Genomic DNA, 25804 nt, shown 5'->3' on the forward strand with positions numbered 1-25804 from the left:
TCGGGAGCGGAGCGGACGCGCGGGTGCGCCCCGGCCGCGCGGGCCGGAATCCATTCCGCATGCGTAATCGGTCGACTGCGTAGAGTAGTTGAGCGGTGGCGGGGGTTCCACCTCGCGCGCCAGGGGTACCTCCCACGGCGCAATGCCCGACAATGAGTGCCCGTGAACTCCCATTCGCCCTCCCCCAAGCTCTCGGCTCCGCTCGAGCAGGGAGGTACCCCCATGCCGTCCCCGCCCGCCCGCGTCCTCCTGCTGACGGGCCCCTCCGGCTCCGGGAAGACCTCCCTGGCCGCCGCCACCGGCCTGCCGGTCCTCAACCTCGACGACTTCTACAAGGACGGCACGGACCCGTCGCTGCCCCAACTGCCCGACGGCGGCGGCGCGGACTGGGACTCGCCGCTCTCCTGGGACGCGGATGCCGCGGTCGCGGCCATCGAGGAGCTGTGCCGCGCGGGACGGACCACGGTGCCGACGTACGACATCGCGGCCAGCGCCCGGACCGGCGCCGCGGAGCTGGCGCTCGACGGGGCGCCGCTGTTCATCGCGGAGGGCGTCTTCGCCGCCGACGTCATCGGGCGGTGCCGGGCGGCGGGGCTGCTGGCCGACGCGCTGTGCCTGCGCGGGCGGCCCACCACCACCTTCCGGCGGCGGCTGGCGCGGGACCTGCGGGAGGGCCGCAAACCGGCGGTCTATCTGGTGCGGCGGGGTCTGCGGCTGCTGCGCGACGAGCGGACGATCGTGGCCCGGCTCACCGCACTGGGCGCCCATCCGTGCGCCCGGCCGGAGGCACTGGACCGGATAGCGACGGCGCGGACGGCGGGGCTTACGGGGGTCGCGGTGCGGTCCTGAGCCCCTGGGGCGCTTCTGACGGATCTCCGCGGCGCCGCGCACACCGGTGACGGCCGCCGCGCACACGGAAGAGCGGGCTCGGGCAGACCCCCCGGTCGCCCGAACCCGCTCGCTTCCCCCGTGTTCCCCCGATATCCCCCGTGTCCCCCCTCGGGCTCTCCCCTCGGATCCCCTCGGGCCCTGCTCCCCCGTTTTCCCCGTTGTCCCCCGTCCTCAGGCGACCAGAGCGCCGAAGGACTCCTCCTCGTCACGGCCGAAGCTGAGGACCTCGTCCTCGCGCAGCCGGCGCAGCGAGCGCCAGATGCTGGACTTCACCGTGCCGACACTGATGTTGAGGATGTCCGCGATCTCCGGGTCCGTGCGGCCCTCGTAGTAGCGCAGCACCAGCATGGTGCGCTGCGTCTCGGGCAGCCGGGCCAGCGCCTGCCACAGGACGGCGCGCAGCTCGGTGCCGCGCATCGCGTCCGCGTCGGCGGCGGTCTCGGGCAGTTCCTCGGTCGGGTACTCGTTGAGCCTGCGCCGGCGCCAGGCGCTGATGTGCAGGTTCGTCATGGTACGGCGCAGATAGCCGCCGAGCGCCGCCTTGTCGCTGATCCGGTCCCAGGCCCGGTAGGTCGAGAACAGCGCACTCTGGAGCAGGTCCTCGGCCTCGTAGCGGTCACCGGTCAGGTGGTAGGCGGTGGCGTACAGGGAGGCGCGGCGCTCCTGGACGTAGGCGGTGAAGGCCGCTTCGGCCCCGTCCGTCTCCGTCGCGGTGCGCCGGTCCCCCGTCTCCCTGTACTCAGCTCCCCCGTCGGTGCTCTCCTGGCCCTCGTTTCCCCCGTTGGGCCCCTTGGGCACCACCGCGTCAATGGCCACCATGTAGGGCGGCCGCTGACGCCCGGTGCCGCGGGAGCACCCCCGCCCTCCCGCAGCACCGGACTTCTCGCGCCCGATGTCGTGGAGGCGCGTGACGACTGCGCCGGAAGTCGTGCCGTGCAGGGTGTTCTTCATCGCGCTGCCCCCCGTCGGTCGAGCCAGTTCGTTCGGTGTGTCCCGGTCGGGATCCCGCCTCGGCGGTGTTGATCTCTCCCGGCTGACCAAAAGACTGCCAAGCCAGTTTCATCGCGTTGTCCGTCGTCTGTCACAGACGTGTCACAGGGCCTGTGACGGTCCGGCGCGTCTGCGTCACCCGGTCCGGCGCGGTCCGACCCGGCACGTGATGCGGTCCGGCCCGGCGCGTGGCGGCACCCGGAGGCCACCGGTCGTTCTCCCCGCGTCCCATGCGCCAGAATGGCGGACGTGCCTTTCCTGTTGCTGATCGAGGACGACGACGCCATCCGCACGGCCCTCGAACTCTCGCTGTCCCGCCAGGGTCACCGTGTGATGACCGCGGCGACGGGCGAGGACGGCCTGAAGCTGCTGCGCGAGCAGCGGCCGGACCTGATCGTGCTGGACGTCATGCTGCCCGGTATCGACGGTTTCGAGGTGTGCCGGCGGATCCGCCGGACGGACCAGCTGCCGATCATCCTGCTCACCGCGCGCAGCGACGACATCGACGTGGTGGTGGGGCTGGAGTCCGGTGCGGACGACTATGTCGTCAAGCCGGTGCAGGGCCGGGTGCTGGACGCCCGGATCCGCGCGGTGCTGCGGCGCGGGGAGCGGGAGTCCAGCGATTCGGCGACGTTCGGCTCGCTGATGATCGACCGTTCGGCGATGACCGTCACCAAGGACGGCAAGGATCTGCAACTGACCCCGACCGAGCTGCGGTTGCTGCTGGAGCTGAGCCGGCGGCCCGGTCAGGCGCTGTCCCGGCAGCAGCTGCTGCGGCTGGTGTGGGAGCACGACTACCTCGGTGACTCGCGGCTGGTGGACGCCTGTGTGCAGCGGCTGCGCGCGAAGGTGGAGGACGTCCCGTCCTCGCCGACGCTGATCCGTACGGTCCGCGGCGTCGGCTACCGGCTGGACGCGCCCCAGTGACGGCAGGTACCCCGCAGGACGGCGGGACCGGGGAGGAGCACGGGCCGGGCGGTGCGCCCGTCGGCGGCCGGCCGGTGCGGCTGCTGCGCCGGGCCGCGGGCCTGCTGCGGCTGACGAGTCTGCGGCTGCGGCTGGTCGTGGTGTTCGCGCTGGTGGCGCTGACCGCGGCGGTCTCGGCGTCCGGGATCGCGTACTGGCTGAACCGCAACACCGTCCTGGACCGTACGCAGAACGCCGCCCTGAAGGACTTCCGCAAGTCCCTGGAGGACAACGCCCGCACGCTGCCGCTGCGTCCGCGGTGCGCCGAACTCCAGGACGCGGCACGGCAGATGGCGGCCGGCCCGCAGAACTACACGGTGCTGCTGATCGGCGTGGACCGCGAGGGCAAGGAGTGCGCGGCCACCACCGACAAGGACCTGCTGACGCTCGCGGTCGTCCCGCAGTCGCTGCGCAACGCCGTCGACCAGGCGCGTCCGGTCGACGAGAACAACCACGCCGCGCACCACCTGTACTGGCAGCGCAAGGAGGTCGGGGACGTCCCGTACCTCGTCGCCGGGGCGAAGGTGATCGGCGGCGGGCCGACCGGCTACATGATGAAGTCGCTGGCCACCGAGCGGCAGGACCTGACGTCGCTGGGCTGGTCGCTGGGGATCGCCACCGCGCTGGCGCTGGTCGGCTCGGCGCTGCTGGCGCAGGCCGCCGCGACGACCGTGCTGCGGCCGGTGCAGCGGCTCGGTCACGCGGCGCGGCAGCTGGGCGAGGGCCGGCTGGACACCCGGCTGCGGGTGACCGGCACCGACGAACTGGCGGATCTGTCGCGGACCTTCAACCGCACCGCGGAGCGGCTCCAGCAGCGGGTCGAGGAGCTGAGCGGGCGGGAGGCGGCGTCCCGCCGGTTCGTCGCGGACATGTCGCACGAGCTGCGGACGCCGCTGACGGCGATCACCGCGGTCACCGAGGTGCTGGAGGAGGAGGCGGACTCCCTCGACCCGATGATCGCGCCGGCCGTGCAGCTGGTGGTCAGCGAGACCCGGCGGCTGAACGACCTCGTGGAGAACCTCATGGAGGTCACCCGCTTCGACGCCGGGACGGCCCGGCTGGTGCTGGACGACGTCGACGTGGCCGACCAGGTGACCGCCTGCATCGACGCCCGGGCGTGGCTGGACGCGGTGGAGCTGGACGCCGACCGCGGCACCGTGGCCCGTCTGGACCCGCGCCGGCTGGACGTGATCCTGGCGAACCTGATCGGCAACGCCCTCAAGCACGGCGGTTCGCCGGTGCGGGTGTCGGTCCGTACGGAGCCGGCGGAGGGCGCGCCCGAGGAGGCCGGGGCGGCGGCCGGGTCTCCGGCCGGGGCGGCGGCCGGCGGCGAGCTGGTGATCCGGGTGCGGGACCACGGCCCCGGCATCCCGGAGGAGGTTCTGCCGCACGTCTTCGACCGCTTCTACAAGGCGAGCGCGTCCCGGCCGCGCTCCGAGGGCAGCGGCCTGGGCCTGTCGATCGCGCAGGAGAACGCGCACATCCACGGCGGCCGGATCAGCGCCGCCAACGATCCCGAGGGCGGCGCGGTGTTCACCCTGCGGCTGCCGAGGGACGCCTCCCGGCTGGCCGACGGCGACGGGCCGGCCGCCGGCGGCGAGCGGTCCGGGGACGAGGGCACGGAGGGCCGGCGATGATCCGCCGCGGCCGCCTGCGGCCCACCGCGCGGCGCGCCGCGGCGGTGGCCGCCCTGGCGCTGGCCGCGGCGGGCTGCGGGATCCGCGGCACGTCCGTCCCGGTCGACGCGGGCGACGCGCCGTCGCGGGTGAGCTGCCAGGCGCCGCGGCCGGACGGCCCGGCGGCGCAGCGGGCCACGGTGTATCTGGTGTGCGGCTCGTCGCTGGCCACGGTGGAGCGGGCGGTGGGACGTCCGCAGGGGACGCCGGGGGCCGCGGTCCGGCTGCCGGTGGCCCGGGCGCTCCTGGCCGAGCTGCAGAAGCCGCCGACGGCCGAGGAGGCCCGGGCCGGGTTCAGTACCGCGGTGCCGAGGTCGCTGAGGATGGACGGACCGCGGGCCGGGGACGCGCCGGAGGCGCTGCGGCTGTCCGTCGAGCCGGACGACCTGCCGTCGTTCGCGCTGGCGCAGCTGGTGTGCACCTATGGCCGGAGCGCCGCGCTGGGCCGTACCGGGGGCGCGCTGCTGGGCGGCCCGGACGACGGGGCGCCGCACCGCTACGACTGCTCGCCGGACGTGCAGGCCAATCCGGACGTCGCCGAGCGCGCGGGCTGGGGCCTGTGGTGAACCTCCCGCCCCTTTGAGAACACCGCCCCTTGAGAAGAGCGGGTACGGCCTGAGCGCTTCCGTCCAAGACGGGCGCAACGGGGCGGAACCGTGGCCCCCGCTAGCGGCGTCCTGGCCTGTGTGCAGCGTCATGGCCCCGGCAGCCCCGGCAGTACCGTCGCCCCCCGTTTGCGCGCCACCGGGAGTCTCCTCCTCGTGGCGCATCTGCTGATCGTCGGCTGGCTGACGCTGCGTCCTCGTACGGTGCCGTGGGTGCCGGCCGCGAATCTGGAGCCGCTGGCGTCGATCCACGCCCAGTTGGTGCGGGGCGGCTGGCCGGCGGTGTGGCATCTGGGGGCGGCGGTGCTGCTGCTGGCGCCGCTGGGGGTGCTGCTGCCGCTGGCCGGCGGGCGCCTGAACGTTTCCCCGCTGGGGTCGATGGCCCGTACGGTCTTCGCCGGCGCGATGATCTCGCTGACGATCGAGCTGCTGCAGACCGCCGTGCCGGGCCAGGTGCCGGACGTCGACTCGGTGCTGCTGAACACGCTCGGGGTGGCGCTGGCGCATCTGCTGGTCGTCCCCGGGGCCCGGTCGCGGCTCCGCCGGCGGGACGAGCTGCTCAGGGGTGCGACCCCGAGAATCCCCAGGGTCGGTCTGGCCCCGCAGGCTGACGTTTTCTCCGGCGGCCGGACCTACTTTTGAGGCATCGGGGCAGCCGCCCCGGATCGTCGAGAAGGAGTAGCCCGTCATGGCCGCCGCACTGGTCCGACCCGCCAACAACCGCATGATCGCCGGTGTCTGCGCCGGCCTCGCCCGCCGCTTCGGGACGTCCCCGGCGACGATGCGGGTGATCTTCCTGCTCTCCTGCCTGCTGCCCGGTCCGCAGTTCCTGGTCTATCTGGCGCTGTGGATACTCCTCCCCTCGGAGGAGCGGTCGCGCGACGCCTCGGCCTGGTAGGCCCGCGGCCGGCCCCGGACACGGCGATGCCCCGGCCCGTACGGGATACCGCGTACGGACCGGGGCGGACCTGGGGCTGTCCCTTAAGGGACGGCGCGGGGCCTGGTCAGCGGATGGGGAGCTGGACCGCCTCGGCGGGCAGGCCGCCGAGCAGCGGCGCGTTGCCCCGGCTGTTCACGTGGGTCCTGGGGACGACGCCCCCACCGCCGCCGTGGTTGGTCGCCCCGGAGATGGTCCTGGTGGCGTCCTTCACAGGCAGGCTGTGCAGCACGCCGTTGGTGTCGATCGAGTTGCCCACCGGGGCGGCGGAGGCCGTACCCGCGGCGGTGGCGGCGATGGCGGCGCCGAGCGCGACGGCACCGAGAGTCTTGACCGTTCCCTGCTTCATTGCATTACGTCCTCGTGCTGGGGGGCTTGACCGGCTAGAAAACCTAGTGATTCCGCCAACGCGACCGCAAACACCCCCGGCATACGGGGAAACGGCCGGTGGACAATCCACCGACCGTTGCGCTAGGCACCACCATGAAGCGACCTACTGCCCGTCAGCCCCCGTGCCGCCAGGGGGAGTTGCTACCGACTGACGAAAGAGCCATTCCGACCGCAGTTCCGCATATCCGGGCTTGATGACGTCATTGATCATGGCCAGACGTTCATCGAAAGGAAGGAAAGCAGACTTCATACCATTGACCGTGAACCACTGGAGATCGTCGAGGGTGTAGCGGAACGTCCTGACCAGGTGCTCGAATTCGCGGGACATGGACGTCCCGCTCATCAGGCGGTTGTCGGTGTTGACCGTGCAGCGGAACTGCAGCCGGCGCAGCAGCCCGATGGGGTGCTCCGCGTAGGAGGCGGCGGCTCCGGTCTGGAGGTTGGAGGTCGGGCACAGCTCCAGCGGGATGCGCTTGTCCCGGACGTAGGACGCGAGCCGCCCGAGGGTGACCGACCCGTCCTCGCCGACCTCGATGTCGTCGATGATGCGGACGCCGTGGCCGAGCCGGTCGGCGCCGCACCACTGGAGCGCCTGCCAGATGGACGGCAGGCCGAACGCCTCACCGGCGTGGATGGTGAAGTGGTTGTTCTCCCGCTTGAGGTACTCGAAGGCGTCGAGGTGGCGGGTGGGAGGGTAGCCGGCCTCGGCGCCGGCGATGTCGAAGCCGACCACGCCCAGGTCGCGGTAGCGGTTGGCGAGTTCGGCGATCTCCAGGGCGCGGGCGGCGTGCCGCATCGCGGTCAGCAGGGCGCCGACGCGGATCCGGTGGCCGTCGGCGCGGGCCCGCCGCTCGCCCTCCCGGAAGCCCTCGTTGACGGCCTCGACGACCTCTTCGAGGCCGAGCCCGCCCTCCAGGTGCTGCTCCGGCGCGTAGCGGACCTCGGCGTAGACGACGCCGTCCGCCGCCAGGTCCTCGGCGCACTCGGCGGCGACCCGGAAGAGCGCCTCGCGGGTCTGCATGACGGCGCAGGTGTGCGCGAAGGTCTCCAGATAGCGTTCCAGCGAGCCGGAGTCGGCGGCCTCGCGGAACCAGATCCCGAGCTTGTCGGGGTCGGTCTCCGGAAGTCCGCTGTAGCCGGTATCACGGGCCAGATCGACGACGGTACCGGGGCGCAGCCCCCCGTCGAGGTGATCGTGGAGCAGCACCTTGGGTGCACGGCGGATCTGTTCTGCGGTCGGGAGGTTGCTGAACTCGCTCGTCATTTCCGCACTGTAGCCCCTACGCGCGTAGATCTCACCGAACGATACGTAACAGTGACCCGTCCGCAGGGTGGACAGCACGCCTCGTTCTGCCATCGTTCTCGTCGTGACTCCTCCGATGGCTCAGCAAGCACTGCCGGTGCGCGAGGCCCGGCTGGGAAAACCGCTGGGAGCGGGCGGCGCGGACCGGACGGTGAACGCCGTCGCCCTCCTTCTCCCCGGGTGCGGGCCGCACGGGCTGCGCCGGCCGTCGCCGGTCCCGGCCCTGGCCGTCCGCCCGCTGGCCGCCCGGCTGGCGCGGGCCGGCCGCCCCGAGGGCCTGGCCGCCCATGTGGTGCACTACCGCTGCCGCGGCTGGAACGGCACCGCGGCGCACCCGGCACAGGACGCCGCCTGGGCGGTCGACGAGGTGGTCCGCCGCTACGGCGACGTCCCGGTCGCGCTGGTCGGCACCGGCATGGGCGCCCGCGCCGCCCTGCACGCCGCCGGCCACCCGGCCGTCCACGCCGTACTGGGCCTCGCCCCCTGGCTCGCCGACCCCCGCCAGTACGGCACCGACCCCGACCCCGTGAAGCAACTGGTCGGCCGCCAAGTCCTCCTGATCCACGGCACCAACGACGAACGCGTCGACCCCGACCTCTCCTACCGCTACGCCCAGCGCGCCAAGAAGATCAACCGCGACACCTGCCGCTTCGAGGTCCACTCCGACGGCCACTCCCTCCACCAGCACCGCTCCGAGGTGCACGCCCTCGCCACCGACTTCCTCCTCGGCGCCCTCTTCACCCACGCCTACGCCCGCCCCGTCAAGGACGCCCTGGCCGCTCCCCCACCCCTGGGCCTCCGCATGCCCCTGGCCTCCGGCTTCGGCACCTCCCTCCGCCACTGAGGCCCCGTCCCCACCACCCCCAACTCCGGTGCGGGGCGGGGGTGTCAGGGGTAGCCTCCCTGGAAACCGAGAGCAACGGGGGGATCGGTATGCCCATTGGGCCGCGATACCGGCGGGTGTCCGCGCTGCAGCGCCAGTTCTTCGACCGGGAGACCACGCTGTCCGCCTACGGCGAGGCGCTGGGCCGGGTGTCGCCGACCGGTGGGCCGCACCTCCTCAACATCGTGGGCGTCGGCGGCATCGGCAAGTCCCGGCTGCTCCAGGAGCTCCGCAACCGCACCGGGGAGCAGTACCGCACCGCCCAGCTGGACCTCCAGATCCCCGCGCTGCGCCAGCAGGAGGACGCGCTCGCCGTGCTGCGCACCGCGTTCGGCGGGCAGGGCGTGAAGTTCGACCGCTTCGACATCGCCTACGCCGTGCTGTGGCAGCGGGTCCATCCGCAGCTGCGCATGGACCGCTCCAGCACACCGTTCGCGGAGGAGAGCGATGTGCTCTCCAAGATCCTCGACGACGCCATGGGGTTCCCGGTCTTCGGCACCGCGGCCGGGCTGGTGCGGCTGACCGACCGGGTGCTGACCGGCCGGCAGCGCAAGCAGCGCATCAAGAACGACCCGACGCTCCAGGACCTCGACAACCTCACCAACGCCGAACTGGGCTACGCGGTCTCCTACCTGCTCGCCGAGGAACTGCGCGAGGCCAGCCGCGCGCGGCCGTTCGTACTCTTCGTCGACGCCTACGAGGCGCTCGTCCCCGCCCCGCTGCCCGGTGGGAAGAGCTTCGGCGCCGATGCCTGGCTGCGGGATCTGCTGGGCCAGTTGCAGGGCGGTCTGACCGTGGTGGCGAGCCGGGAGCCGCTGCAGTGGGCGGCGTACGACGAGGACTGGGCGGCGGCGATCCGCCACGTTCCGGTGGAGGGGCTGCCGATGGGCGCGCGGCTCGATCTGCTCTCCGCGGCGGGCATCACCGAGGGCGGCCGGCAGCGGTCGATCGCGGAGGCCAGCGCCGGGGTGCCGTTCTATCTGCACCTGGCCATCGACACCTACCACCAGAATCCGGCGCGGCTGGAGACGACGATCACCTCCGAGCACATCGTCCAGCGGTTCCTCCAGCATGTCCCGCCGGACGAGGTCCGGATCCTGGAGCTGCTCAGCGTGGCGCGCACCTTCGACTTCGGGGCGTTCCGGGCACTGGGACGGGCCTTCAACCTCCCCGCGCACCTGCTGACGTGGGAGTCGCTGACCGCGTACTCGTTCGCCTATCCGCTGGCCCAGGGCTGGTACCGGCTGCACCAGCTGATGGTCGCGGCCCTCCAGTCCCATCTCTCGCCCGCGGTCCGGCGGTCCGTGCACGCCCGGCTGCGGGCGTACTGGGAGGAGGTCGTGGAGCGCTCCGACGGCCTCCCGGAGCGAGGCGGGGTGTCCCGTTCGGCGCCCCTGCGGGAGGCGGTCTACCACGGTCTGCACGCCGAGGAGATCACCGCCGAGCAGATCCACACCTGCGCCGACCGCGGGATGGCGATGGGCGGGCGTCAGGCGGTGGACGGGATCGTGCGGGACCTGCGGGAATACCTCGCCGCCCGGCCGGGCGTGGACGGCTCGCTGCGGGCGGCCGCCGACTGTCTGGAGGCGGAGTCGCTGCTCGCCCTGGGCAATGCCCGGGCGGTGATCGACCTCGCACCGGAAGTGGAACGGGAGGCCGGCACCGCGGTCTCCGCCCGGCTGGCGCTGGCCGCCGCCAACGCCCGCCGGATCGCCGGCGAGTCGCGCACCGCCGCCCGGATCTTCCAGCAGGTCTGGGACGAGCAGTCCGGCCCGGTGCGGATCTCCGCGGGCTTCTGCCTGGCGGACATCAGGATGTGGCAGGGCGACTTCGCGGCCGCGTTCGAGCTGGCCGCCTCCGTCCATTCCATGTGCGGGACGGAACAGCGCGGCATCCGGGCGGACGTCAAGCGGCTGCTCCACCTCGGCCACCGCTTCCTGCTCGACTTCGAGGCGGCCGGCGCGCTGCTCGCCGAGGCCGAGGAGGAGTACCGGCACACCGCCGACCCGTTCGGCGCGGCGAACATCCTGACCAACCGCGCCGAGCTGCTGGCCTTCACCGACCCGGAGGCGGCCGTCGCCCAGGCCGCGGCGGCCCTGGAGGTGCAGCGGGAGCTGGGCGCCCAGCACGAGATCGGCAAGGCGTACACCGCGATGGCCATGGCGCACATCCGGCTCGGCGCGTACGAGCGGGCCGCCTCGTCCTTCCTCAGTGCCTACGCCGCGCTCGACCGGGCCGGCTACCGTTCCGGCCGGGCCCGCGCCGACATGTACCGCGCGTTCCTGCTGCTGCGGCAAGGGGACCGCGCGGAGTGCCTGGCGGTGCTGCGCCGGGCGGTCGCCGAGCTGGAGGCGTGCGACGTCTACCCGTCGCTGGTGCTCGCCGTCCACCGGGCCGCGGTCCGGGTCGGCGCGGACGATCCGCGGCTCGCGGCGGCCGCCGCCCGCGCCCGGGCCGGCCTGCGCCCCCTGGGCGGGCTGGACGCCCTGGAGCGCCGGACGGACGCGATGCTGTCGCTGTTCCTGGGGGCGGAGGCGTGAACCTCCGGGAGCTGTACGCGGCGGCGCTGGCCACCAACGGGGCGGCGGCCGGCTACTACAACCGCAACGCGGGCCTGGACACACCGGAGGGCCGGGTCAATGTGCGGATCCCGCTGCCGGGCGCCGATGTGATGGACGTCCGGCTGTGGCAGGAGGAGGAGGTACTGGCCGCCGTCCGCCCCTACGTGGACCACGCGCCGGAGCTGCGCCATGTCTCGCAGCGGCCGCGCTTCCAGGTCCAGAGCTTCATCGACGGGCGGCTGCTGGACGGCTTCGCCCCCCGCGGCACCGCCGTCCCCGGCCACGTCCTGGACGATGTGGTGACGCTGCTGGCGCAGCTGACGGCCGTCCCGCCGGGGAAGCTGCCGGCGCCGCCGGACGACTGGCCCGGGCCGGGCGACTCGACGGGCTTCGGCCGGCGGCTGTCGGCGTTGACCCGGCGGATCCACGCGGACCATCTGGCGGAGTACGGCGAGGTGTTCGCCGCCTTCGGCTTCCCGGCGGATCCGCTGGCCGGCACCGAGGAACGGTGGGCGGCGCTGACCCCTCGCCCGTTCGCCCTGCTCCACGCCGACCTGCACCGCAAGAACATGATCGTCTCCGCCGGGGCGACATGGTTCCTCGACTGGGAGCTGGCCCTGTGGGGCGACCCGGTCTACGAACTCGCCATCCATCTGCACAAGATGGACTACCCGGAGGCGCAGCGGGAAGCGCTGGTGGAGCGCTGGCTGCGGGCGCTGCCGGCCGACTGCACCGCCGGCTGGCGCCGCGACGTGCCGGCGTATCTGCGCCACGAGCGTCTGAAGTCGGCGGTGGTGGACACCGTCCGCTACTCCAAGCAGCTGGCCGCGCACGGCACGGATCCCGCCTTCGGCGCGTTTCTTGTGTCACGACTGGCCGGGAAGGTGAATGCCGCCCGCCGGTACTGGGGAGTGGTCCCGGACGTCACGACCGAGGACATCCGCGCCGGACTGCGCAGAGGACCGACGCACGGGAGCGCATGAAGGGGCGGTGGACGGGCGCATGGACGCGATGGCCCTGTACGAGGAGGCGTGCCGGCGGGACGACGCGCACACCGGCTACTACAACCGCAATGTACGGGTGGGGTCCGGCGACCGGGCGGTGATGGTCCGCATCCCCACCCCCGGGGCGGAGTCGATGGACCTGTCCCTGTGGCCGGAGCCGGTGCTGCTGGACGCGATCCGCCCGTACGTCGGTGCGGCCCCGCAGCTGCTCCATGCCCAGGCCGAACCGCCCTTCCAGATCCATGAGTTCATCGCCGGCCGGTCCCTGGACGCGATGTGCCCGGCGGGGACACCGCTGCCGGAGCGGGTGCTGGACGACATCGGGGAGCTGTTCGGTCAGCTGCTGCGTGTCCCGGCCGGCAAGCTCCCGGCCGCCCCGGCCGGCTGGCCCGGGGACGGCGACACCGCCGGATTCGCCGCCTCGCTCCTGACGCTGGTCCGCACCATCCGCGCCGACGGCGACGAGCCGACCCAGCGGCTCTACGCGGAACTGGGCGTGCCCCGCGACCCCTGCGCCCTGCTGGAGCGCCGGGCCGTCGCACTGGGCAGCCGCCCCTTCCGGTTGCTCCACGCGGACCTGCACCGCGGCAACATGATCACCGACGGCCGGCGGACGGTCTTCCTGGACTGGGAACTGGCGCTGTGGGGCGACCCGGTCTACGACCTGGCCGACCACCTCCACAAGATGTCCTATCTGCCCCGCGAGGACACCCGGGTGCGGTCCCTGTGGCGGCGGGCCGCGCCGGCCGACTGCCGCCCCGGCTGGGAGGACGCGCTCACCTTCTATCTCGGCTTCGAGCGGATGAAGTCGGCCGTGGTGGACACCGTCCGCTGGACCCGTCGCATCGCGGCCGCGGACGCACCCCGCGCCCGCCGGTCCCTCGCCGCCGAACTCGCCGCCAAGTACACGGCGGCGCAACCCTATTGGCTGTCGGACGCCCCGCCCCCCACCCCCGACGCCATCGAGCGGGCCGCCGACCGCTGGGCCCGGGCCCGCGACGCGCTCACGACAACAGAGCCCCCCGCCGGCTCAGCAGGAACTTCTTGAAGGCGGCGACCGGAGGGGTGTCCACCCGGCCGTCGAGCCAGGCCACGCCGATCTCGCGGACCGCCCGCGGGGCGGTGACGGTCAGTTCCGCGACGCCGGGGCGGGGGAACGCGGGCGGCGGGAGCAGCGCCACGCCCAGACCGGCCGCGACCAGCCCCCGCAGGGTCTCGGCCTCCTCGCCCTCGAAGGCGACCCGCGGGGTGAAGCCGGCCTCGGCACACAGGGCGTCGGTGATCCGGCGCAGGCCGTAGCCAGGTTCGAGGGTGACGAAGAGTTCGCCGGCCGCCTCGGCGAGGCGGATCCGCTTGCGGCCGGCCAGCGGATGGTCGTCCGGTACGACCAGGCGGAGCTTCTGCTCGTCGAGGCGGCGGGCGGCCAGGTCCGGGTAGTCCGGGACCGGCGACGTCAGGCAGAGGTCGAGATCGCCGGCGCGGAGCCGTTCGATCATCGCCTCGCCGTAGTTCTGGACGAGCTGGAAGCGGACGCCGGGGTGGTCGGCGCGGAAGCTGCGGATCAGGCCGGGGACGGTCTCCGGGCCGAGGGTGTGCAGAAAGCCGAAGGCGACCTTGCCGGCGGCCGGGTCGGCGTCGGCGCGCACGGACTCGGTGGCCCGCTCCAGGTCGGTCAGGGCGCGCTCGGCGGCGGTGCGGAAGGCGCGCCCGGCCGGGGTGAGGGAGAGCGTCCGGCCGTGCCGGGCGAACAGCGCCACCCCGAGGTCGTCCTCCAGCCGCACCAGGGCGCGGCTGAGGGTGGGCTGGGGCATGCCGAGTTCGTGGGCGGCGCGGGTGACGTGCTCGTGCCGGGCGACGGCGGCGAACTGGGCGAGCCGCGGGGCGAGGGCCAGCGCCCAGGAGCCGGCGCCCAGCTCGGCGGCCTCCGGCCCGCCCGGCGGGACCGTCCGGACTCGTTCCGGAATGTCTGTTCTGTTGCGAGCGTGCAACAGGGACGCTTGTGAACTGCGATCATGTGCCACAGCATCGATTATCGCGCTTTGATGCATTGGACGCATGAACTGAGCCGCTCTACCTTCGAAGCATGCCTCCCGCTGATACCGGGGCGTCCGTCACCGACCGTGCGGCCGCCTCTCCCCAGTCCTCCATCGACACCTCCTCTTCTTCCGCCGCGCCGGCCGACCCCGAGTCGGACAAGCTGCGGCCGGGCGGCCCCGGTTACCGCCGGATGAGCTTCGCCCTCTTCGCCGCCGGAGTGGCCACGTTCGCCCTCCTGTACTCCACCCAGGCGCTGCTGCCGGCCATCTCCGCGGACCTCGACGTCGCGCCGGACCAGGCCAGTTGGACGGTCTCCGCGGCCACCTTCGGGCTGGCCCTGGGCGTGATCCCGCTCAGTGCGCTCTCCGAACGGTTCGGCCGCCGCACCCTGATGACGGCCTCCCTCACCGTCGCCGCGGTGATCGCACTCCTGGTCCCCTTCGCGCCTTCCCTCGGCGCACTGATCGCGCTGCGCGCCGTCCAGGGCGTCGCACTGGCCGGGCTGCCGGCGTCGGCGATGGCGTTCCTGGCCGAGGAGGTGCGCGCCAAGGCGCTGGTGGCGGCGATCGGCCTGTTCGTGGCCGGCAACAGCATCGGCGGGATGTCCGGGCGGATCGTCACCGGCTGGGTCGCCCAGGCGTGGGGCTGGCGGGTGGCGCTCGGCGCGGTGGGGCTGATGGCCGTGCTGTGCGCGGTGGCGTTCCGGCTGCTGGTGCCCCGGGCCCGGCACTTCGTCTCCCGTTCGGTGGGCCCGCGGACGCTGGCCCGTACGCTGGCCGGCCACCTCGCCGACCCCCTCCTGCGCCGCCTCTACGCCATCGGCGCCCTGTTCATGACGGTCTTCGGCGCGGTCTACACGGTGATCGGCTACCGCCTGGTCGCCGAGCCGTTCAACCTCCCCCAAGGCATCGTCGGCTCCCTCTTCATCGTCTACCTCGTCGGTACGGCCTCCTCGGCCGCGGCCGGGAAGCTGGTCGGCCGGGTCGGCCGCCGCGGCGCCCTCTACCTGGCCGTCGGCACCACCGCCGCGGGGCTGCTGCTCACGCTGGCCGCCTCCGTCGCCTCGGTACTGGCCGGCCTGGTCCTGATCACCGCGGGCTTCTTCGCGGGCCACGCGGTCGCCTCGTCCTCGGTCAGCCGCACCGCCAAGACCGCCCGGGCCCAGGCGTCCGCGCTCTACCAGTGCGCGTACTACATCGGCAGCAGCCTGGGCGGCGCGCTCGGCGCCGCCGCCTTCCACGCCGCCGGCTGGTCGGGCACCGTCCTCCTCGGCCTCGCGGCGATGGTCGGCGCCGCGTCGATCACCCTCTACGCCACCCGCAAGGCGGTCGCCGAACGCCGGCTGCTGAGCCTGGGCAGGGCGGCGTAGCCCTGCCACACAGCCGGGCCACGCGACCCGGCCGCCCGCCCGCGGCCCCGGCCCCCAAGACCGAAGGGCCCGCCCCATCACCTGTCCTGGTGGGGCGGGCTCTTCGTCGTCCGGGACCAGGTCATGGTCATGCGACCGCGCCTTGAGCTGCGCCGTGGAGGGCAGTTTGGCGCCAGGGGCCAGGTCGCCGGTCATGATCTCGTCGCGTAGATCGGCAGCGATCCGTTCGTGCAGGGCCCGCCGGTCGTAGGCGTCATCTTCGGTTCTCGGCACGGTCATCCGATCCGGATCTCATAGCGCAGCCGCTGAAGGTGTCCGGGCATGGCCATCCTGTCGACTTGGATCGGCCGGTCGTGACGGTCCAGCGTGACCCGTGTCAGCTGGAGCACCGGCTCGTCCGTGCCGCTCCGCAGGGCACCACGTTCCTCGTCGCTGGGCATCCGGGCGATCACGTCCTCCCGCACCCGGGCGCCTGTGTGCCCGAGCTCGGCGAGGAGCGAGACCGCACCACCGGGAATCTTGGCTGTCCCGGCCAGACGGGTTCCTCGTGCGATGTGGACGGGGTAATAGGTGTCGGTCAACTCGCAGGGCACGTCGTCGAGATACATCACACGTCGTCGTACGACGACGTCCTCGCCCTCGGCGATCCCCAGGAGTTCCGCGATCTCGGCCGGTGCCGCGATCTCCCCGGCATGGACGATGCGTTGCCTGCCCCGGCGGCCACGGGCGGCAGCCTCCGCGCCCCAGGCGTCGGACTGCCCCTTCTCACGGGGCGTCAGATACGGCATCGAGGTACTGACCCATTCGTCGGTGCTCACTGCGGCGCCCTCCTGCACGGTAAATGATCGCAACCCTTCACGTACGCGGCGAGCGACTGCCCGGCGACAACCGCCTACGGCACACCTTGCCGCTTCGTGTGAACAGCGATACGGCACTCGGGGTCGTACAGTCCAGGAGCAAGGCGGTGATTCACCATGCCCCTGTCAGGGCAGCGTCGATTCCCGCCCGTAGCGGGCCGCCGTAGGCTGCCCGCATGATCCGTGCTGTGGCGTTCGATGTCGGCGAAACCCTGATCAGAGACGACCGCGGGTGGGGCGCATGGGCCGACTGGCTCGGCGTCGGCCGGCACACGCTGTCCGCTTTGGTCGGCGCCGTGGTGGCACAGGGACGGGACAACGCCGAGGCGCTTCGGCTCGTCCGGCCGGGCATTGACGTCGAGGCGGCACGGGCGGCGATGGAGCGGGCCGGCCGGGGCGAGTTCCTGGACGAGACCGACCTGTACCCCGACGTCCGGTCGTCCCTGGCTGCGCTCCGCGATGCCGGGCTGCGCGTGGTCGTGGCCGGCAACCAGACCCGGCGGGCCGGTGATCTCCTGCGCGCCCTCGACCTGCCGGTGGACGCCGTGGCCGTGTCCGGGGAGTGGGGGGTGGCCAAGCCGGACCCGGACTTCTTCGCCCGCACCGTGGAACTGGCCGGTGTCCAGGCGGCAGAGGTGCTGTATGTCGGCGATCATCCGCAGAACGACGTGGTCCCAGCGCGCGCCGCCGGCCTGCGCACGGCGCACTTGCGCCGGGGGCCTTGGGGCCACCTGTGGGCGAATGGCGAGACGGCCTCGGCCGCGGACTGGCGGATCGACGGTCTTGCCGAGTTGGTGGACGTGCTCGTGCCCCGGTGAGTCAGTCAACTCGACGGCCCCGCCTGCCGGATACGGGCAGGCGGGGTGTTCGTGTTTGCGTTTGTGGTGCCGGTGCGTGACTGCGCGGGTACGGTTCGGGGCGGCCGTACCGAACGGAGTGAGCATGCCCAGCATCGTGTACAGCGGGGTAGGCCCCTGTATCGCCTATGAACGCCGTATCGCCGGCCGCACTCAAGCCGAACTCGCCCGCGCCGCCGGCATCGCCCTCGGCACTCTGCGGAAGATCGAACGAGGCGAACGCAGGGTCTCCGACGGCTTGCTGGATGCCGTGGCGACGGCCCTCGGCCTCGACCCCGCCCGACTGCTCCCGAGCCGGGAACGTCCCGATGACCGCGTGCATCAGGCCATGCCGTCCCTGTCCGCGGTGCTCGCGGCGTACGAGGACCCGGAGGACGGACCGTGCCGCGAACCGGCGGCTCTCCATCAGGCCGTCGCCTCGATGGTCGCGCACCGTCTCAGCGCGCAGTACGTCCGGATCTCCCGCGCCGCTCCCGCTCTTCTCGCCGAACTGTGTCGCGCGCTCCGTACCGCGCCGCCACACCACCGCCCCGCGGTGGCAGGGCTGTTGGTCGACACATGTCGGGCTGCGGACGCCGTGGCGTTCAAGTACGGGGCGACGGACCTCTCCGCGCGGCTCATCGATCTCATGCGGTGGGCCGCACGCCACGCTGATGACCCTCTGGTGGACGCGACGGTGGCCTATGTGCGCACGGAGACCTTCTTCGCCGCCAAGGCGCACGCGGCCGGATTGCGCGCGCTCGCGGAAGCGTTGGACGGGCTCCCCCAGGACGGGACACCGTCCTCGCTCGCGGCGCGCGGCGCGTTGCACATGCGCGCCGCGGTGATCGCCGGGCGAGCAGGCGAGGGGGACACGGCAGAGACCCACCTCGACGAGGCGCGTGCCCTCGGCGATCGAGTACCGGAGGGCGTCTACGGCGGAACGGCCTTCGGCCCGCACAGCGTCCGCATCCACGAGGTGTCCGTAGCGGTCAGCCTCGGCGACGCCTGGCTTGGAAGGGCCCTGGAACTGGCGCGCGTCTGGCAGCCACCACAGGACGTGCCGGCCGAGCGACGCAGCAGCTTCTACATCGAACTGGGCCGCGCACAGCTCTGGTCCGGGCGACCGGACGCGGCGTTCGAGTCGTTGCAGGTGGCGCGCCGGATCGCTCCCCAGCACGCCAGGGAACACCGATGGGTGCGGGAGGACGCGGCTACCCTGCGCCGCCTCAAGCGCGCGGATGCGGAGAGACTGTCGAACTTCGCCACCTGGTGCCACGCGGGCGAGTGCGTCTGACGGGTACCCCTCGCAGGTCTGGTACCCCTCGCAGGGGTACTTACGGCTCCTTCCCGGGGCCAGCCTCTTCCTGAGCCCAAACGGCACAGGGAGATGACCGTGACCACAACGACAACTCGATCCGCGGCCACCGAGTCGGGTGCCGTGCGCACCCCCTCCGGCGAGTGGCCCATTGATGCCGAGACGATCAGCATGACGATTCGCCGGGCGCTCCGTCTGGGCTCGGGACGTCCCAAGCTCGGGGAACTGGCCGACGTAGCAGAGGACTTGCGGGGGCATGTGGCACTGCTACTCGTCGAGGCCCGGGAGGCGGCCGGTCGCCGGTGGCCGGCGGGCTGCGAGGTGCACCACGTAACGGCCCGGTTCGACGGTATCGAGCAGCGGACGCAGCAGGGTCTGGGAGACGGCGCCTTGTCCGCCCATGTCCATGTGCACCAACTCGCCCGGGACTGCCAGTGGCTACTCGCCCACTACACGGCGAGGGAGGGCTGGTGAGGAGCGGCTGCGAACGGCGCGGGAGGCTCCGCCTCGTACCGGACCGCCGGCGCCCCGTGAGGTGAAGGGCCCGCCCCCCACCACCTGTCCTGGTGGGGGGCGGGCCCTTCGTCACCCGGCTCGTCGTCAGTCGACAGGGAAGACGCCGGTGTCCAGGGTGAGTTCGAACGGCGCGGGAAGCGTCAACTCGTCGCCGAACTTCACGGTCTGAAGCACTCGGTACGCGCCGTCCGTCGGCTCGCCGTAGAGCGTGATGACCGGCCCGGCCGGCGTCCAAAGGTCGATGAGGAGGTACAGCGGGACTCCTGCGGAGGCGTACCCGGTGCGCTTGTCGACCCGGTCGTGGCGCGCGGAGGTCTTCGCGGTGATCTCGACGGCCAATTCGGCTACAGCAGCGGGGACGAAGTGCCCCGCGCCGCGGAGCGCGGATTCCGGTGCCACTACGAGGTTGGGGACGTAGAGGCCGTAGCGGGCGGGGACGGCGACGGCGAGTTTCTGGTAGGCGCCCCGGTCCTCCGGGATCACCGCGTACAAGGCCCTGGTGAGTTCGGCGGCGATCAGATTCTGCCGGGCGTCGCGCGGCGGGGCGACGCTCACGATGCCGTCCACGACCTCCACCATGCAGCCGGTCGGGGGCTCCGTGTCCTCCCAGATACGGACGAGGGCATCCCACTCGCGTCCAGCCAACGGGTAGTGGTCGACGGTGAGTTCATTCACGGCGGGCTCCTCTCGGCGTGACGTGGACGATTGCACCGCGTCGAACGAGGTCCGCGCCGGTTCACTGCCTTCGTTCACCCATACGAGTCCGGCGGGGGGTGGGTGGCGGGGGTGCCGTGCCCGAAGGCAACGGCACCCCAACTCAAGCTCAAGCCCCGGCTCAGCCGATCCGTTCCAGCACCACCGGACGGGCCTCGAAGGCGGTGTCGGGCGCGGCGATCTCGATGCCGCCCTCCAGCGCCTCCAGTGCGTAGGGGAACTTCTCCGGGGTGTCGGTGTGGAGGGTGAGGAGGGGCTGGCCGGCGGTGAGGTGGTCGCCGGGCTTGGCGTGGAGTTCGATGCCGGCGCCGGCCTGGACCGGGTCCTCCTTGCGGGCGCGGCCGGCGCCCAGGCGCCAGGCGGCGAGGCCGACGGCGTAGGCGTCGAGGGTGGACAGGACGCCGGAGGACGGGGCGGGGACGACGTGGGTCTCGCGGGCGACGGGGAGGGCGGCGTCGGGGTCGCCGCCCTGGGCGGTGATCATGCGGCGCCAGTGGTCCATGGCGGAGCCGTCGGCCAGGGCCTTGGCCGGGTCGGCGTCCTTGAGGCCGGCCGCGTCGAGCATCTCGCGGGCGAGGGCGAGGGTGAGGTCGATGACGTCCTGGGGGCCGCCGCCGGCCAGGACCTCCACGGATTCGCGGACTTCGAGGGCGTTGCCCGCGGTCAGGCCGAGGGGGGTGGACATGTCGGTGAGCAGGGCGACCGTCTTCACGCCGTGGTCGGTGCCCAACTCGACCATGGTGGAGGCGAGTTCGCGGGCGTCGTCGAGGTGCTTCATGAAGGCGCCGGAGCCGACCTTGACGTCCAGGACGAGGGAGCCGGTGCCCTCGGCGATCTTCTTGGACATGATGGAGGAGGCGATGAGGGGGATGGACTCGACGGTGCCGGTGACGTCGCGGAGGGCGTAGAGCTTCTTGTCGGCGGGGGCGAGGCCGTCGCCGGCGGCGCAGATGACGGAGCCGACGGAGTCGAGGACGTTCAGCATCTCGGCGTTGGTGAGGTTCGCGCGCCAGCCGGGGATGGACTCCAGCTTGTCGAGGGTGCCGCCGGTGTGGCCGAGGCCGCGGCCGGAGAGCTGCGGGACGGCGGCGCCGCAGGCGGCGACCAGGGGAGCCAGCGGGAGGGTGATCTTGTCGCCCACGCCGCCGGTGGAGTGCTTGTCGGCGGTGGGGCGGGTGAGGGAGGAGAAGTCCATCCGCTCGCCGGAGGCGATCATGGCGGCGGTCCAGCGGGCGATCTCCGTGCGGTTCATGCCGTTGAGGAAGATGGCCATGGCGAGGGACGACATCTGCTCGTGGGCGACCTCGCCGCGGGTGTAGGCGTCGATGACCCAGTCGATCTGAGCGGGGGTCAGCTCGCCGCGGTCACGCTTGGTACGGATGACGGAGATGGCGTCCATGGACATCGACATCGGACATTCCTTTCGAACGGGTAGGTCCGTTCTACACGCATAGATATGGGGGTCGCCAGGGCACGCCCCCACTCGCCGTCATCGCGCCAGGTGCGCCGGGCCGAAGGCGTCCGGGAGGAGTTCCGACAGGGGGCGGATGCCGGCGGCGGTGTCGACCAGCAGCTCGGGGCCGCCGTGCTCGTAGAGGAGCTGGCGGCAGCGGCCGCACGGGACGAGGAGTTCGCCCTTGCCGTCGACGCAGGTGAAGGCCATCAGGCGGCCGCCTCCGCCGGCGAACAGGGCGGAGATCAGGCCGCATTCGGCGCACAGGGCCAGGCCGTAGGAGGCGTTCTCGACGTTGCAGCCGGTGATCGTGCGGCCGTCGTCCACCAGGGCGGCGGCGCCGACGGGATAGCCGGAGTACGGGGCGTAGGCCCGGGACATCGCGTCCCGGGCCTGCGTCCGCAGTGCGGGCCAGTCGACCGTGACCGGCACGTCGTGCGTCATGCGTGCTGCTCTTTCCTCGTGTCTTCGCTCAGTGGCCCTGGCCCCGGCATGTCTTCCGTCAGTGCCCCTGGCCCCGGCGGTACGGCTTGCCGATCGCCTTCGGGGACCGCAGGCGCTGTGAGAAGAGCGCCAGGACCAGCAGCGTAGCGATGTACGGGCTGGCCTCGACGAGTTCCAGCGGGACGCTGTCGGAGAGGGCGTACCAGACGACCAGGACGACGGCGGCCACCGCGGCGACCGCGGCCTGGGCCCGCTTGGCGGCGCGCAGCCGCACCAGTGCCAGCCCGGCGAGCAGCGCGGCCAGGCCGAGCAGCAGGGCGTGCACGGTGGGGCCGCCGCTGCGCAGCTGCATGGCGTCCATGAAGCCGAACAGGCCGGCGCCGAGGGCGACACCGCCCGGCCGCCAGTTGCCGAAGATCATCGTGGCCAGGCCGATGTAGCCGCGGCCGCCGGTCTGGCCGTCCTGGTAGAAGTGCACGCTGATCGCGAGGAAGGCGCCGCCCAGGCCGGCCAGCGCGCCGGAGACCAGGACCGCCGCGTACTTGTACGCGTAGACGTTGACGCCCAGGGTCTCGGCGGAGAGCGGGGCCTCGCCGCAGGAGCGGAGGCGGAGGCCGAAGGCCGAGCGCCAGAGGAGGAAGAAGGTGCCGACGAAGAGGACCACGGTCACCAGGGTCAGCCAGGGGACGCCGGTGACCGCGGCGCCGAGCACACCGGCGAGGTCGGAGACCAGGAACCAGTGGTGGCCCTCGATGCCGTTCAGCCAGTCCGCGAGGCCGGGGACGGTGAAGGTCGGGATGTCGGACATCGGCGGCGACTGCTTGTCGTTGCCGCCGGCCACCATCGCGGCGCTGCCCTCCTGGCCGAACCAGAGGGTGGCCAGGTACTGGGTGGCGCCCAGCGCCAGGATGTTGATCGCGACGCCGGAGACGATGTGGTCGACGCCGAAGGTGACGGTGGCGACGGCGTGCACCAGGCCGCCGAGCGCGCCGCCGACGATGCCGGCCGCGGCCGCCAGCCAGGGGCCGTGCTGCCAGCCCACCCAGCCGGCCGCGAACGAGCCGAGCATCATCATGCCTTCGAGACCGATGTTGATCACGCCGGCCCGCTCGGCCCACAGACCGCCCAGACCGGCCAGCCCGATCGGTACGGCGGCGCTCAGCGCGGCCCCGAACTGGCCGGCGGAGGTGAGGTCCTGGGCGCCGGTGACGGCCCGCAGGACGGAGACCGCGACCAGCCCGCCGGCGACGATCAGCAGGATCCAGGGGTAGGTCAGCTTCCGTTTGCCGCCGCCCTTACCGGGGACCGCGAGCTTGGTCGCGGACTTGAGCTCCGTACTCACGCCGACACCTCCGGCTTGTCGCTCTTGTCAGAGTTCGTCGTGGAGTCCGTCGTGCGGGCCAGTACGGCCAGCTCCTCGCCGACCTTGCGCTGCTGCAGGCGCAGCCCGTAGCGGCGGACGACCTCGTAGGCGATGACCACGCAGAGCACGATCACGCCCTGGATGACGCCGACGATCTCCTGGGCGTAGCCCTCGAACTCCAGCCGGGAGCCGGTGCGGTCGAGGAACGCCCACAGCAGTGCGCCGAAGGCCATGCCGACGGGGTGGTTGCGGCCCAGCAGGGCGATGGCGATGCCGGTGAAGCCGATGCCGGCGGGGAAGTCCGTGCCGTACTGGAACGACTCGCCGAGCAGGGTCGGCATGCCGACCAGGCCGGCCGCGGCGCCGGACAGCAGCATGCTGATGACGACCATCCGCTTGACGCTGACGCCGCTGGCCTCGGCGGCCGGCTCGGAGGCGCCCACCGCCCGCAGGTCGAAGCCGAAGCGGGTGCGGTTGATCAGGAACCAGTACAGGGCGCCGGCCACCACCGCGATCAGCACGAAGCCCTCGACCGGCTTGGGGTGGGTCGGGAAGGAGAAGAAGTGGCTGGACTCCGGCAGGAACGTGGTGTGCAGGAGGTTGCCGTCCTTGACGGCGAGCCGCCCGTCCTGGAGGAAGTAGCCGATCACCGAGGCTGCGATGGAGTTCAGCATGATGGTGGTGATCACCTCGCTGACCCCGCGGGTGGTCTTCAGCAGACCCGCGATGGCCGACCAGATCGCGCCCACCAGCATCGCGATGACGATGAGGAGGATGATCTGGAGGGCGCCGGGCAGGGCGATCGCCCCGCCGACCGCGGCGGCGGCGAAGGCGGCCAGCCGGTACTGCCCGTCCACGCCGATGTTGAAGAGGTTCATCCGGAAGCCGACGGCCACCGCGAGCGCCGAAAGGTAGTACGGCACCGCCTTGTTGATGATCCAGACCTGGCTGTCGCTGTAGTGGCCGTAGTCGGCCATGATCCCGTAGGCCCGGAACGGGTTCTCGCCGGACGCCAGGAAGACCAGCGAGCTGATCACTATCGCGGCGACGATCGCCAGCACCGGCGCGGCCAGGCCCAGCAGGACCCTGTCGCGGGCGGCACTGCGGGCGAGGGCGTCGACGGCCGGGTTCTTCCGGGCCGTCGGCGTGGGGGTGGACGTGCTCACTTCTCGTCACCTCCCGGCGCGGCGGCGGTCTCGTCCGACGCGCTGAGGTGGCCGCTGGCGGCACCGGTCATGGCGGAGCCCAACTCCTCCGGGGTGATCACGGCGGGGTCGGCGTCGGCGACCAGTCGGCCCCGGTACATCACCCGCAGGGTGTCGGACAGCCCGATCAGCTCGTCCAGGTCGGCAGAGATCAGCAGGACCGCCAGGCCCTCCCGGCGCGCGGCGCGGATCTGCTCCCAGATCTGCGCCTGGGCTCCGACGTCGACCCCGCGGGTGGGGTGGGCGGCGATCAGCAGCTTGGGGTGGTGGCTCATCTCGCGGCCGACGATCAGCTTCTGCTGGTTGCCGCCGGAGAGCGAGGCCGCGGTGACCTCGATGCCGGGGGTGCGGACGTCGTACTCGGCGACGATCCGCTCGGTGTCCCGGCGGGCGCCGGCCAGGTCGAGGAGCCGGCCCTTGCTGTTGGGGCGCTCGGTGACGTGGCCGAGGATGCGGTTCTCCCACAGCGGGGCGTCCAGCAGCAGGCCGTGCCGGTGGCGGTCCTCGGGGACGTAGCCGATGCCGCTCTCGCGCCGGGCGCGGGTGGAGGAGCGCGAGAGGTCCTTGCCGTCCAGGGTGACGGTGCCGCCGTCGGGCGTGCGGGTGCCCATGACGGCCTCGACCAGCTCGGCCTGCCCGTTGCCCTCGACCCCGGCGACGCCCAGCACCTCGCCCTTGCGGATGGTGAACGAGATGCCGTCCAGCACCGTGCGGACCACACCGTCGGAGTCGGTGGCCGACAGCCGCAGGTCGCGGACGGCGAGCATCTCCTCGTCGGTGACGGTCGACTCCCGGGTCTCCGGGGACGGCAGTTCGCTGCCGACCATCAGCTCGGCGAGCTGCTTGGGGGTGGTCGCGGCCGGTTCGACGGAGGCGACCGTGGTGCCGCGCCGGATGACGGTGATGTCGTCGGCGACCGAGAGCACCTCGCCCAGCTTGTGCGAGATGAAGATGACGGTCAGGCCCTCGGACTTCAGCTCCCGCAGGTTGTCGAAGAGTGCGTCGACCTCCTGCGGGACGAGGACCGCGGTCGGCTCGTCGAGGATCAGCGTCCGGGCGCCGCGGTAGAGGACCTTGAGGATCTCCACCCGCTGCCGGTCGGCGACGCCGAGGTCCTCGACGAGCACGTCCGGGCGGATGTTGAGGCCGTAGGCGTCGGAGAGTTCACGTATCCGTGCGCGGGCGGCGCCGCCGATGCCGTGCAGCTTCTCCGCACCGAGGACGGTGTTCTCCAGGACGGTGAGGTTGTCGGCGAGCATGAAGTGCTGGTGCACCATGCCGATGCCGCGGGCGATGGCGTCGCCCGGGGAGTGCAGGGTGACCTGTTCGCCGTCGAGCGCGATGGTGCCCTCGTCCGGCTTCTGCATGCCGTAGAGGATCTTCATCAGGGTCGACTTGCCGGCGCCGTTCTCGCCGCAGAGGGCGTGGACGGTGCCGCGGCGGACCGTGAGGTGGATGTCGTGGTTGGCCACGACGCCGGGGAACC

General features: G+C 72.5%; 25 protein-coding genes and 1 pseudogene. 14 read left to right on the top strand and 12 right to left on the bottom strand.

What is annotated here, in order from left to right; all coding sequences use genetic code 11:
• Nucleotides 1-222: 222 nt before the first annotated feature.
• A complete protein-coding gene (locus tag ACRAS8_RS13390; RefSeq protein WP_438486161.1) occupies nucleotides 223-849 on the top strand; it encodes a uridine kinase family protein in 627 nt (208 codons plus the stop codon).
• Nucleotides 850-1062: 213 nt separating this feature from the next.
• Here ACRAS8_RS13390 and ACRAS8_RS13395 read toward each other — a convergent pair whose 3' ends face one another.
• The gene (locus tag ACRAS8_RS13395) at nucleotides 1063-1842 is read right to left on the bottom strand and encodes a SigE family RNA polymerase sigma factor (protein ID WP_438486162.1); all 780 of its coding nucleotides are present in this window, start codon (nucleotides 1840-1842) and stop codon (nucleotides 1063-1065) included.
• Between the two features lie 288 nt (nucleotides 1843-2130).
• Between ACRAS8_RS13395 and afsQ1 the strand changes: the two genes are divergently transcribed.
• From afsQ1 to ACRAS8_RS13420, 5 genes are all read left to right on the top strand, one after another.
• Complete coding sequence (gene afsQ1, locus ACRAS8_RS13400; protein WP_199788211.1) at nucleotides 2131-2808, top strand: two-component system response regulator AfsQ1; 678 nt, start codon at nucleotides 2131-2133, stop codon at nucleotides 2806-2808.
• Entirely contained in the window at nucleotides 2805-4484 is a 1680-nt protein-coding gene (locus ACRAS8_RS13405; protein WP_438486163.1) for an ATP-binding protein, read from the top strand. Before afsQ1 ends, ACRAS8_RS13405 begins: the two co-directional genes overlap by 4 nt.
• Entirely contained in the window at nucleotides 4481-5089 is a 609-nt protein-coding gene (locus tag ACRAS8_RS13410; RefSeq protein ID WP_438486165.1) for a hypothetical protein, read from the top strand. Before ACRAS8_RS13405 ends, ACRAS8_RS13410 begins: the two co-directional genes overlap by 4 nt.
• Nucleotides 5090-5209: 120 nt before the next feature.
• The gene (locus ACRAS8_RS13415) at nucleotides 5210-5770 is read left to right on the top strand and encodes a VanZ family protein (RefSeq protein ID WP_438490464.1); all 561 of its coding nucleotides are present in this window, start codon (nucleotides 5210-5212) and stop codon (nucleotides 5768-5770) included.
• Nucleotides 5771-5816: 46 nt separating this feature from the next.
• Nucleotides 5817-6026, top strand: coding sequence for a PspC domain-containing protein (locus ACRAS8_RS13420; RefSeq protein WP_438486166.1), 210 nt, complete (start codon nucleotides 5817-5819; stop codon nucleotides 6024-6026).
• A 106-nt stretch (nucleotides 6027-6132) separates the two neighbouring features.
• Here the strand turns inward: ACRAS8_RS13420 and ACRAS8_RS13425 are convergent, their stop codons facing one another.
• A complete protein-coding gene (locus tag ACRAS8_RS13425) occupies nucleotides 6133-6414 on the bottom strand; it encodes a hypothetical protein (protein WP_438486168.1) in 282 nt (93 codons plus the stop codon).
• Nucleotides 6415-6558: 144 nt separating this feature from the next.
• On the bottom strand, nucleotides 6559-7719 hold the full coding sequence (locus ACRAS8_RS13430) for an adenosine deaminase (protein ID WP_438486170.1): 1161 nt from the start codon (nucleotides 7717-7719) through the stop codon (nucleotides 6559-6561).
• 115 nt (nucleotides 7720-7834) lie between these two features.
• Between ACRAS8_RS13430 and ACRAS8_RS13435 the strand changes: the two genes are divergently transcribed.
• From ACRAS8_RS13435 to ACRAS8_RS13450, 4 genes are all read left to right on the top strand, one after another.
• The gene (locus tag ACRAS8_RS13435; protein ID WP_438486171.1) at nucleotides 7835-8602 is read left to right on the top strand and encodes an alpha/beta hydrolase; all 768 of its coding nucleotides are present in this window, start codon (nucleotides 7835-7837) and stop codon (nucleotides 8600-8602) included.
• 116 nt (nucleotides 8603-8718) lie between these two features.
• Nucleotides 8719-11181 carry an AAA family ATPase gene (locus ACRAS8_RS13440; protein WP_438486173.1) on the top strand — a complete coding sequence of 821 codons (2463 nt, stop codon included), beginning with the start codon at nucleotides 8719-8721 and terminating at the stop codon, nucleotides 11179-11181.
• Nucleotides 11178-12185, top strand: coding sequence for a phosphotransferase family protein (locus tag ACRAS8_RS13445; protein WP_438486175.1), 1008 nt, complete (start codon nucleotides 11178-11180; stop codon nucleotides 12183-12185). Before ACRAS8_RS13440 ends, ACRAS8_RS13445 begins: the two co-directional genes overlap by 4 nt.
• A gap of 19 nt (nucleotides 12186-12204) precedes the next feature.
• Nucleotides 12205-13254: a phosphotransferase gene (locus ACRAS8_RS13450; RefSeq protein WP_438486176.1), complete on the top strand. Its 1050-nt coding sequence runs from the start codon at nucleotides 12205-12207 to the stop codon at nucleotides 13252-13254.
• Here ACRAS8_RS13450 and ACRAS8_RS13455 read toward each other — a convergent pair.
• Complete coding sequence (locus ACRAS8_RS13455) at nucleotides 13211-14194, bottom strand: LysR family transcriptional regulator (RefSeq protein ID WP_438486178.1); 984 nt, start codon at nucleotides 14192-14194, stop codon at nucleotides 13211-13213. The genes ACRAS8_RS13450 and ACRAS8_RS13455 overlap by 44 nt on opposite strands.
• A gap of 95 nt (nucleotides 14195-14289) precedes the next feature.
• Between ACRAS8_RS13455 and ACRAS8_RS13460 the strand changes: the two genes are divergently transcribed.
• A complete protein-coding gene (locus ACRAS8_RS13460; protein WP_438486179.1) occupies nucleotides 14290-15612 on the top strand; it encodes an MFS transporter in 1323 nt (440 codons plus the stop codon).
• Nucleotides 15613-15747: 135 nt separating this feature from the next.
• On the opposite strand, the pseudogene ACRAS8_RS13465 reads toward ACRAS8_RS13460, so the two are convergent.
• Both ACRAS8_RS13465 and ACRAS8_RS13470 read right to left on the bottom strand, forming a co-directional pair.
• Nucleotides 15748-15891: pseudogene (locus ACRAS8_RS13465) on the bottom strand (GntR family transcriptional regulator); the annotation flags it as partial.
• Complete coding sequence (locus ACRAS8_RS13470) at nucleotides 15888-16430, bottom strand: GntR family transcriptional regulator (protein ID WP_438486181.1); 543 nt, start codon at nucleotides 16428-16430, stop codon at nucleotides 15888-15890. The gene ACRAS8_RS13470 and the pseudogene ACRAS8_RS13465, both read right to left, overlap by 4 nt.
• Nucleotides 16431-16645: 215 nt before the next feature.
• Here ACRAS8_RS13470 and ACRAS8_RS13475 point away from each other — a divergent pair, with 215 nt between their 5' ends.
• From ACRAS8_RS13475 to ACRAS8_RS13485, 3 genes are all read left to right on the top strand, one after another.
• Nucleotides 16646-17287, top strand: coding sequence for an HAD family hydrolase (locus tag ACRAS8_RS13475; RefSeq protein ID WP_438486182.1), 642 nt, complete (start codon nucleotides 16646-16648; stop codon nucleotides 17285-17287).
• A gap of 124 nt (nucleotides 17288-17411) precedes the next feature.
• Nucleotides 17412-18602, top strand: a complete 1191-nt coding sequence (locus tag ACRAS8_RS13480) for a helix-turn-helix domain-containing protein (protein ID WP_438486183.1) — start codon at nucleotides 17412-17414, stop codon at nucleotides 18600-18602.
• Between the two features lie 99 nt (nucleotides 18603-18701).
• On the top strand, nucleotides 18702-19097 hold the full coding sequence (locus ACRAS8_RS13485) for a DUF6415 family natural product biosynthesis protein (RefSeq protein WP_438486185.1): 396 nt from the start codon (nucleotides 18702-18704) through the stop codon (nucleotides 19095-19097).
• Nucleotides 19098-19223: 126 nt separating this feature from the next.
• On the opposite strand, the gene ACRAS8_RS13490 is transcribed toward ACRAS8_RS13485, so the two are convergent.
• The 6 genes from ACRAS8_RS13490 to ACRAS8_RS13515 all read right to left on the bottom strand — a co-directional run bounded on the left by ACRAS8_RS13490 (nucleotide 19224) and on the right by ACRAS8_RS13515 (nucleotide 25790).
• Entirely contained in the window at nucleotides 19224-19814 is a 591-nt protein-coding gene (locus tag ACRAS8_RS13490) for a Uma2 family endonuclease (protein WP_438486187.1), read from the bottom strand.
• A gap of 160 nt (nucleotides 19815-19974) precedes the next feature.
• Nucleotides 19975-21252: a thymidine phosphorylase gene (locus tag ACRAS8_RS13495; protein ID WP_438490466.1), complete on the bottom strand. Its 1278-nt coding sequence runs from the start codon at nucleotides 21250-21252 to the stop codon at nucleotides 19975-19977.
• A 90-nt stretch (nucleotides 21253-21342) separates the two neighbouring features.
• Entirely contained in the window at nucleotides 21343-21750 is a 408-nt protein-coding gene (locus ACRAS8_RS13500; protein ID WP_438486188.1) for a cytidine deaminase, read from the bottom strand.
• Between the two features lie 58 nt (nucleotides 21751-21808).
• Nucleotides 21809-23092, bottom strand: coding sequence for an ABC transporter permease (locus ACRAS8_RS13505; protein ID WP_438486190.1), 1284 nt, complete (start codon nucleotides 23090-23092; stop codon nucleotides 21809-21811).
• The gene (locus tag ACRAS8_RS13510; protein ID WP_438486192.1) at nucleotides 23089-24279 is read right to left on the bottom strand and encodes an ABC transporter permease; all 1191 of its coding nucleotides are present in this window, start codon (nucleotides 24277-24279) and stop codon (nucleotides 23089-23091) included. Before ACRAS8_RS13510 ends, ACRAS8_RS13505 begins: the two co-directional genes overlap by 4 nt.
• Nucleotides 24276-25790 (bottom strand): ABC transporter ATP-binding protein, encoded by a 1515-nt coding sequence (locus ACRAS8_RS13515; RefSeq protein ID WP_438486194.1) that lies wholly within the window; start codon nucleotides 25788-25790, stop codon nucleotides 24276-24278. The genes ACRAS8_RS13510 and ACRAS8_RS13515 overlap by 4 nt, the downstream gene beginning before the upstream one ends.
• Between the last annotated feature and the right edge of the window lie 14 nt (nucleotides 25791-25804).

The sequence above is a fragment of the Streptomyces sp. S186 genome (assembly GCF_051603415.1).
GTDB lineage: Bacteria > Actinomycetota > Actinomycetes > Streptomycetales > Streptomycetaceae > Streptomyces.

Excerpts from the sequence above, each read along its gene's own strand:
- ACRAS8_RS13435 (WP_438486171.1), top strand. The coding sequence starts at position 7,835 with ATGGCTCAGCAAGCACTGCCGGTGCGCGAGGCCCGGCTGGGAAAACCG.
- ACRAS8_RS13475 (WP_438486182.1), top strand. The coding sequence starts at position 16,646 with ATGATCCGTGCTGTGGCGTTCGATGTCGGCGAAACCCTGATCAGAGAC.
- ACRAS8_RS13430 (WP_438486170.1), bottom strand. The coding sequence starts at position 7,719 with ATGACGAGCGAGTTCAGCAACCTCCCGACCGCAGAACAGATCCGCCGT.
- ACRAS8_RS13425 (WP_438486168.1), bottom strand. The coding sequence starts at position 6,414 with ATGAAGCAGGGAACGGTCAAGACTCTCGGTGCCGTCGCGCTCGGCGCC.
- ACRAS8_RS13395 (WP_438486162.1), bottom strand. The coding sequence starts at position 1,842 with ATGAAGAACACCCTGCACGGCACGACTTCCGGCGCAGTCGTCACGCGC.
- ACRAS8_RS13460 (WP_438486179.1), top strand. The coding sequence starts at position 14,290 with ATGCCTCCCGCTGATACCGGGGCGTCCGTCACCGACCGTGCGGCCGCC.
- ACRAS8_RS13390 (WP_438486161.1), top strand. The coding sequence starts at position 223 with ATGCCGTCCCCGCCCGCCCGCGTCCTCCTGCTGACGGGCCCCTCCGGC.
- ACRAS8_RS13410 (WP_438486165.1), top strand. The coding sequence starts at position 4,481 with ATGATCCGCCGCGGCCGCCTGCGGCCCACCGCGCGGCGCGCCGCGGCG.
- ACRAS8_RS13495 (WP_438490466.1), bottom strand. The coding sequence starts at position 21,252 with ATGGACGCCATCTCCGTCATCCGTACCAAGCGTGACCGCGGCGAGCTG.
- ACRAS8_RS13420 (WP_438486166.1), top strand. The coding sequence starts at position 5,817 with ATGGCCGCCGCACTGGTCCGACCCGCCAACAACCGCATGATCGCCGGT.
- ACRAS8_RS13480 (WP_438486183.1), top strand. The coding sequence starts at position 17,412 with ATGCCCAGCATCGTGTACAGCGGGGTAGGCCCCTGTATCGCCTATGAA.
- ACRAS8_RS13450 (WP_438486176.1), top strand. The coding sequence starts at position 12,205 with ATGGACGCGATGGCCCTGTACGAGGAGGCGTGCCGGCGGGACGACGCG.
- ACRAS8_RS13500 (WP_438486188.1), bottom strand. The coding sequence starts at position 21,750 with ATGACGCACGACGTGCCGGTCACGGTCGACTGGCCCGCACTGCGGACG.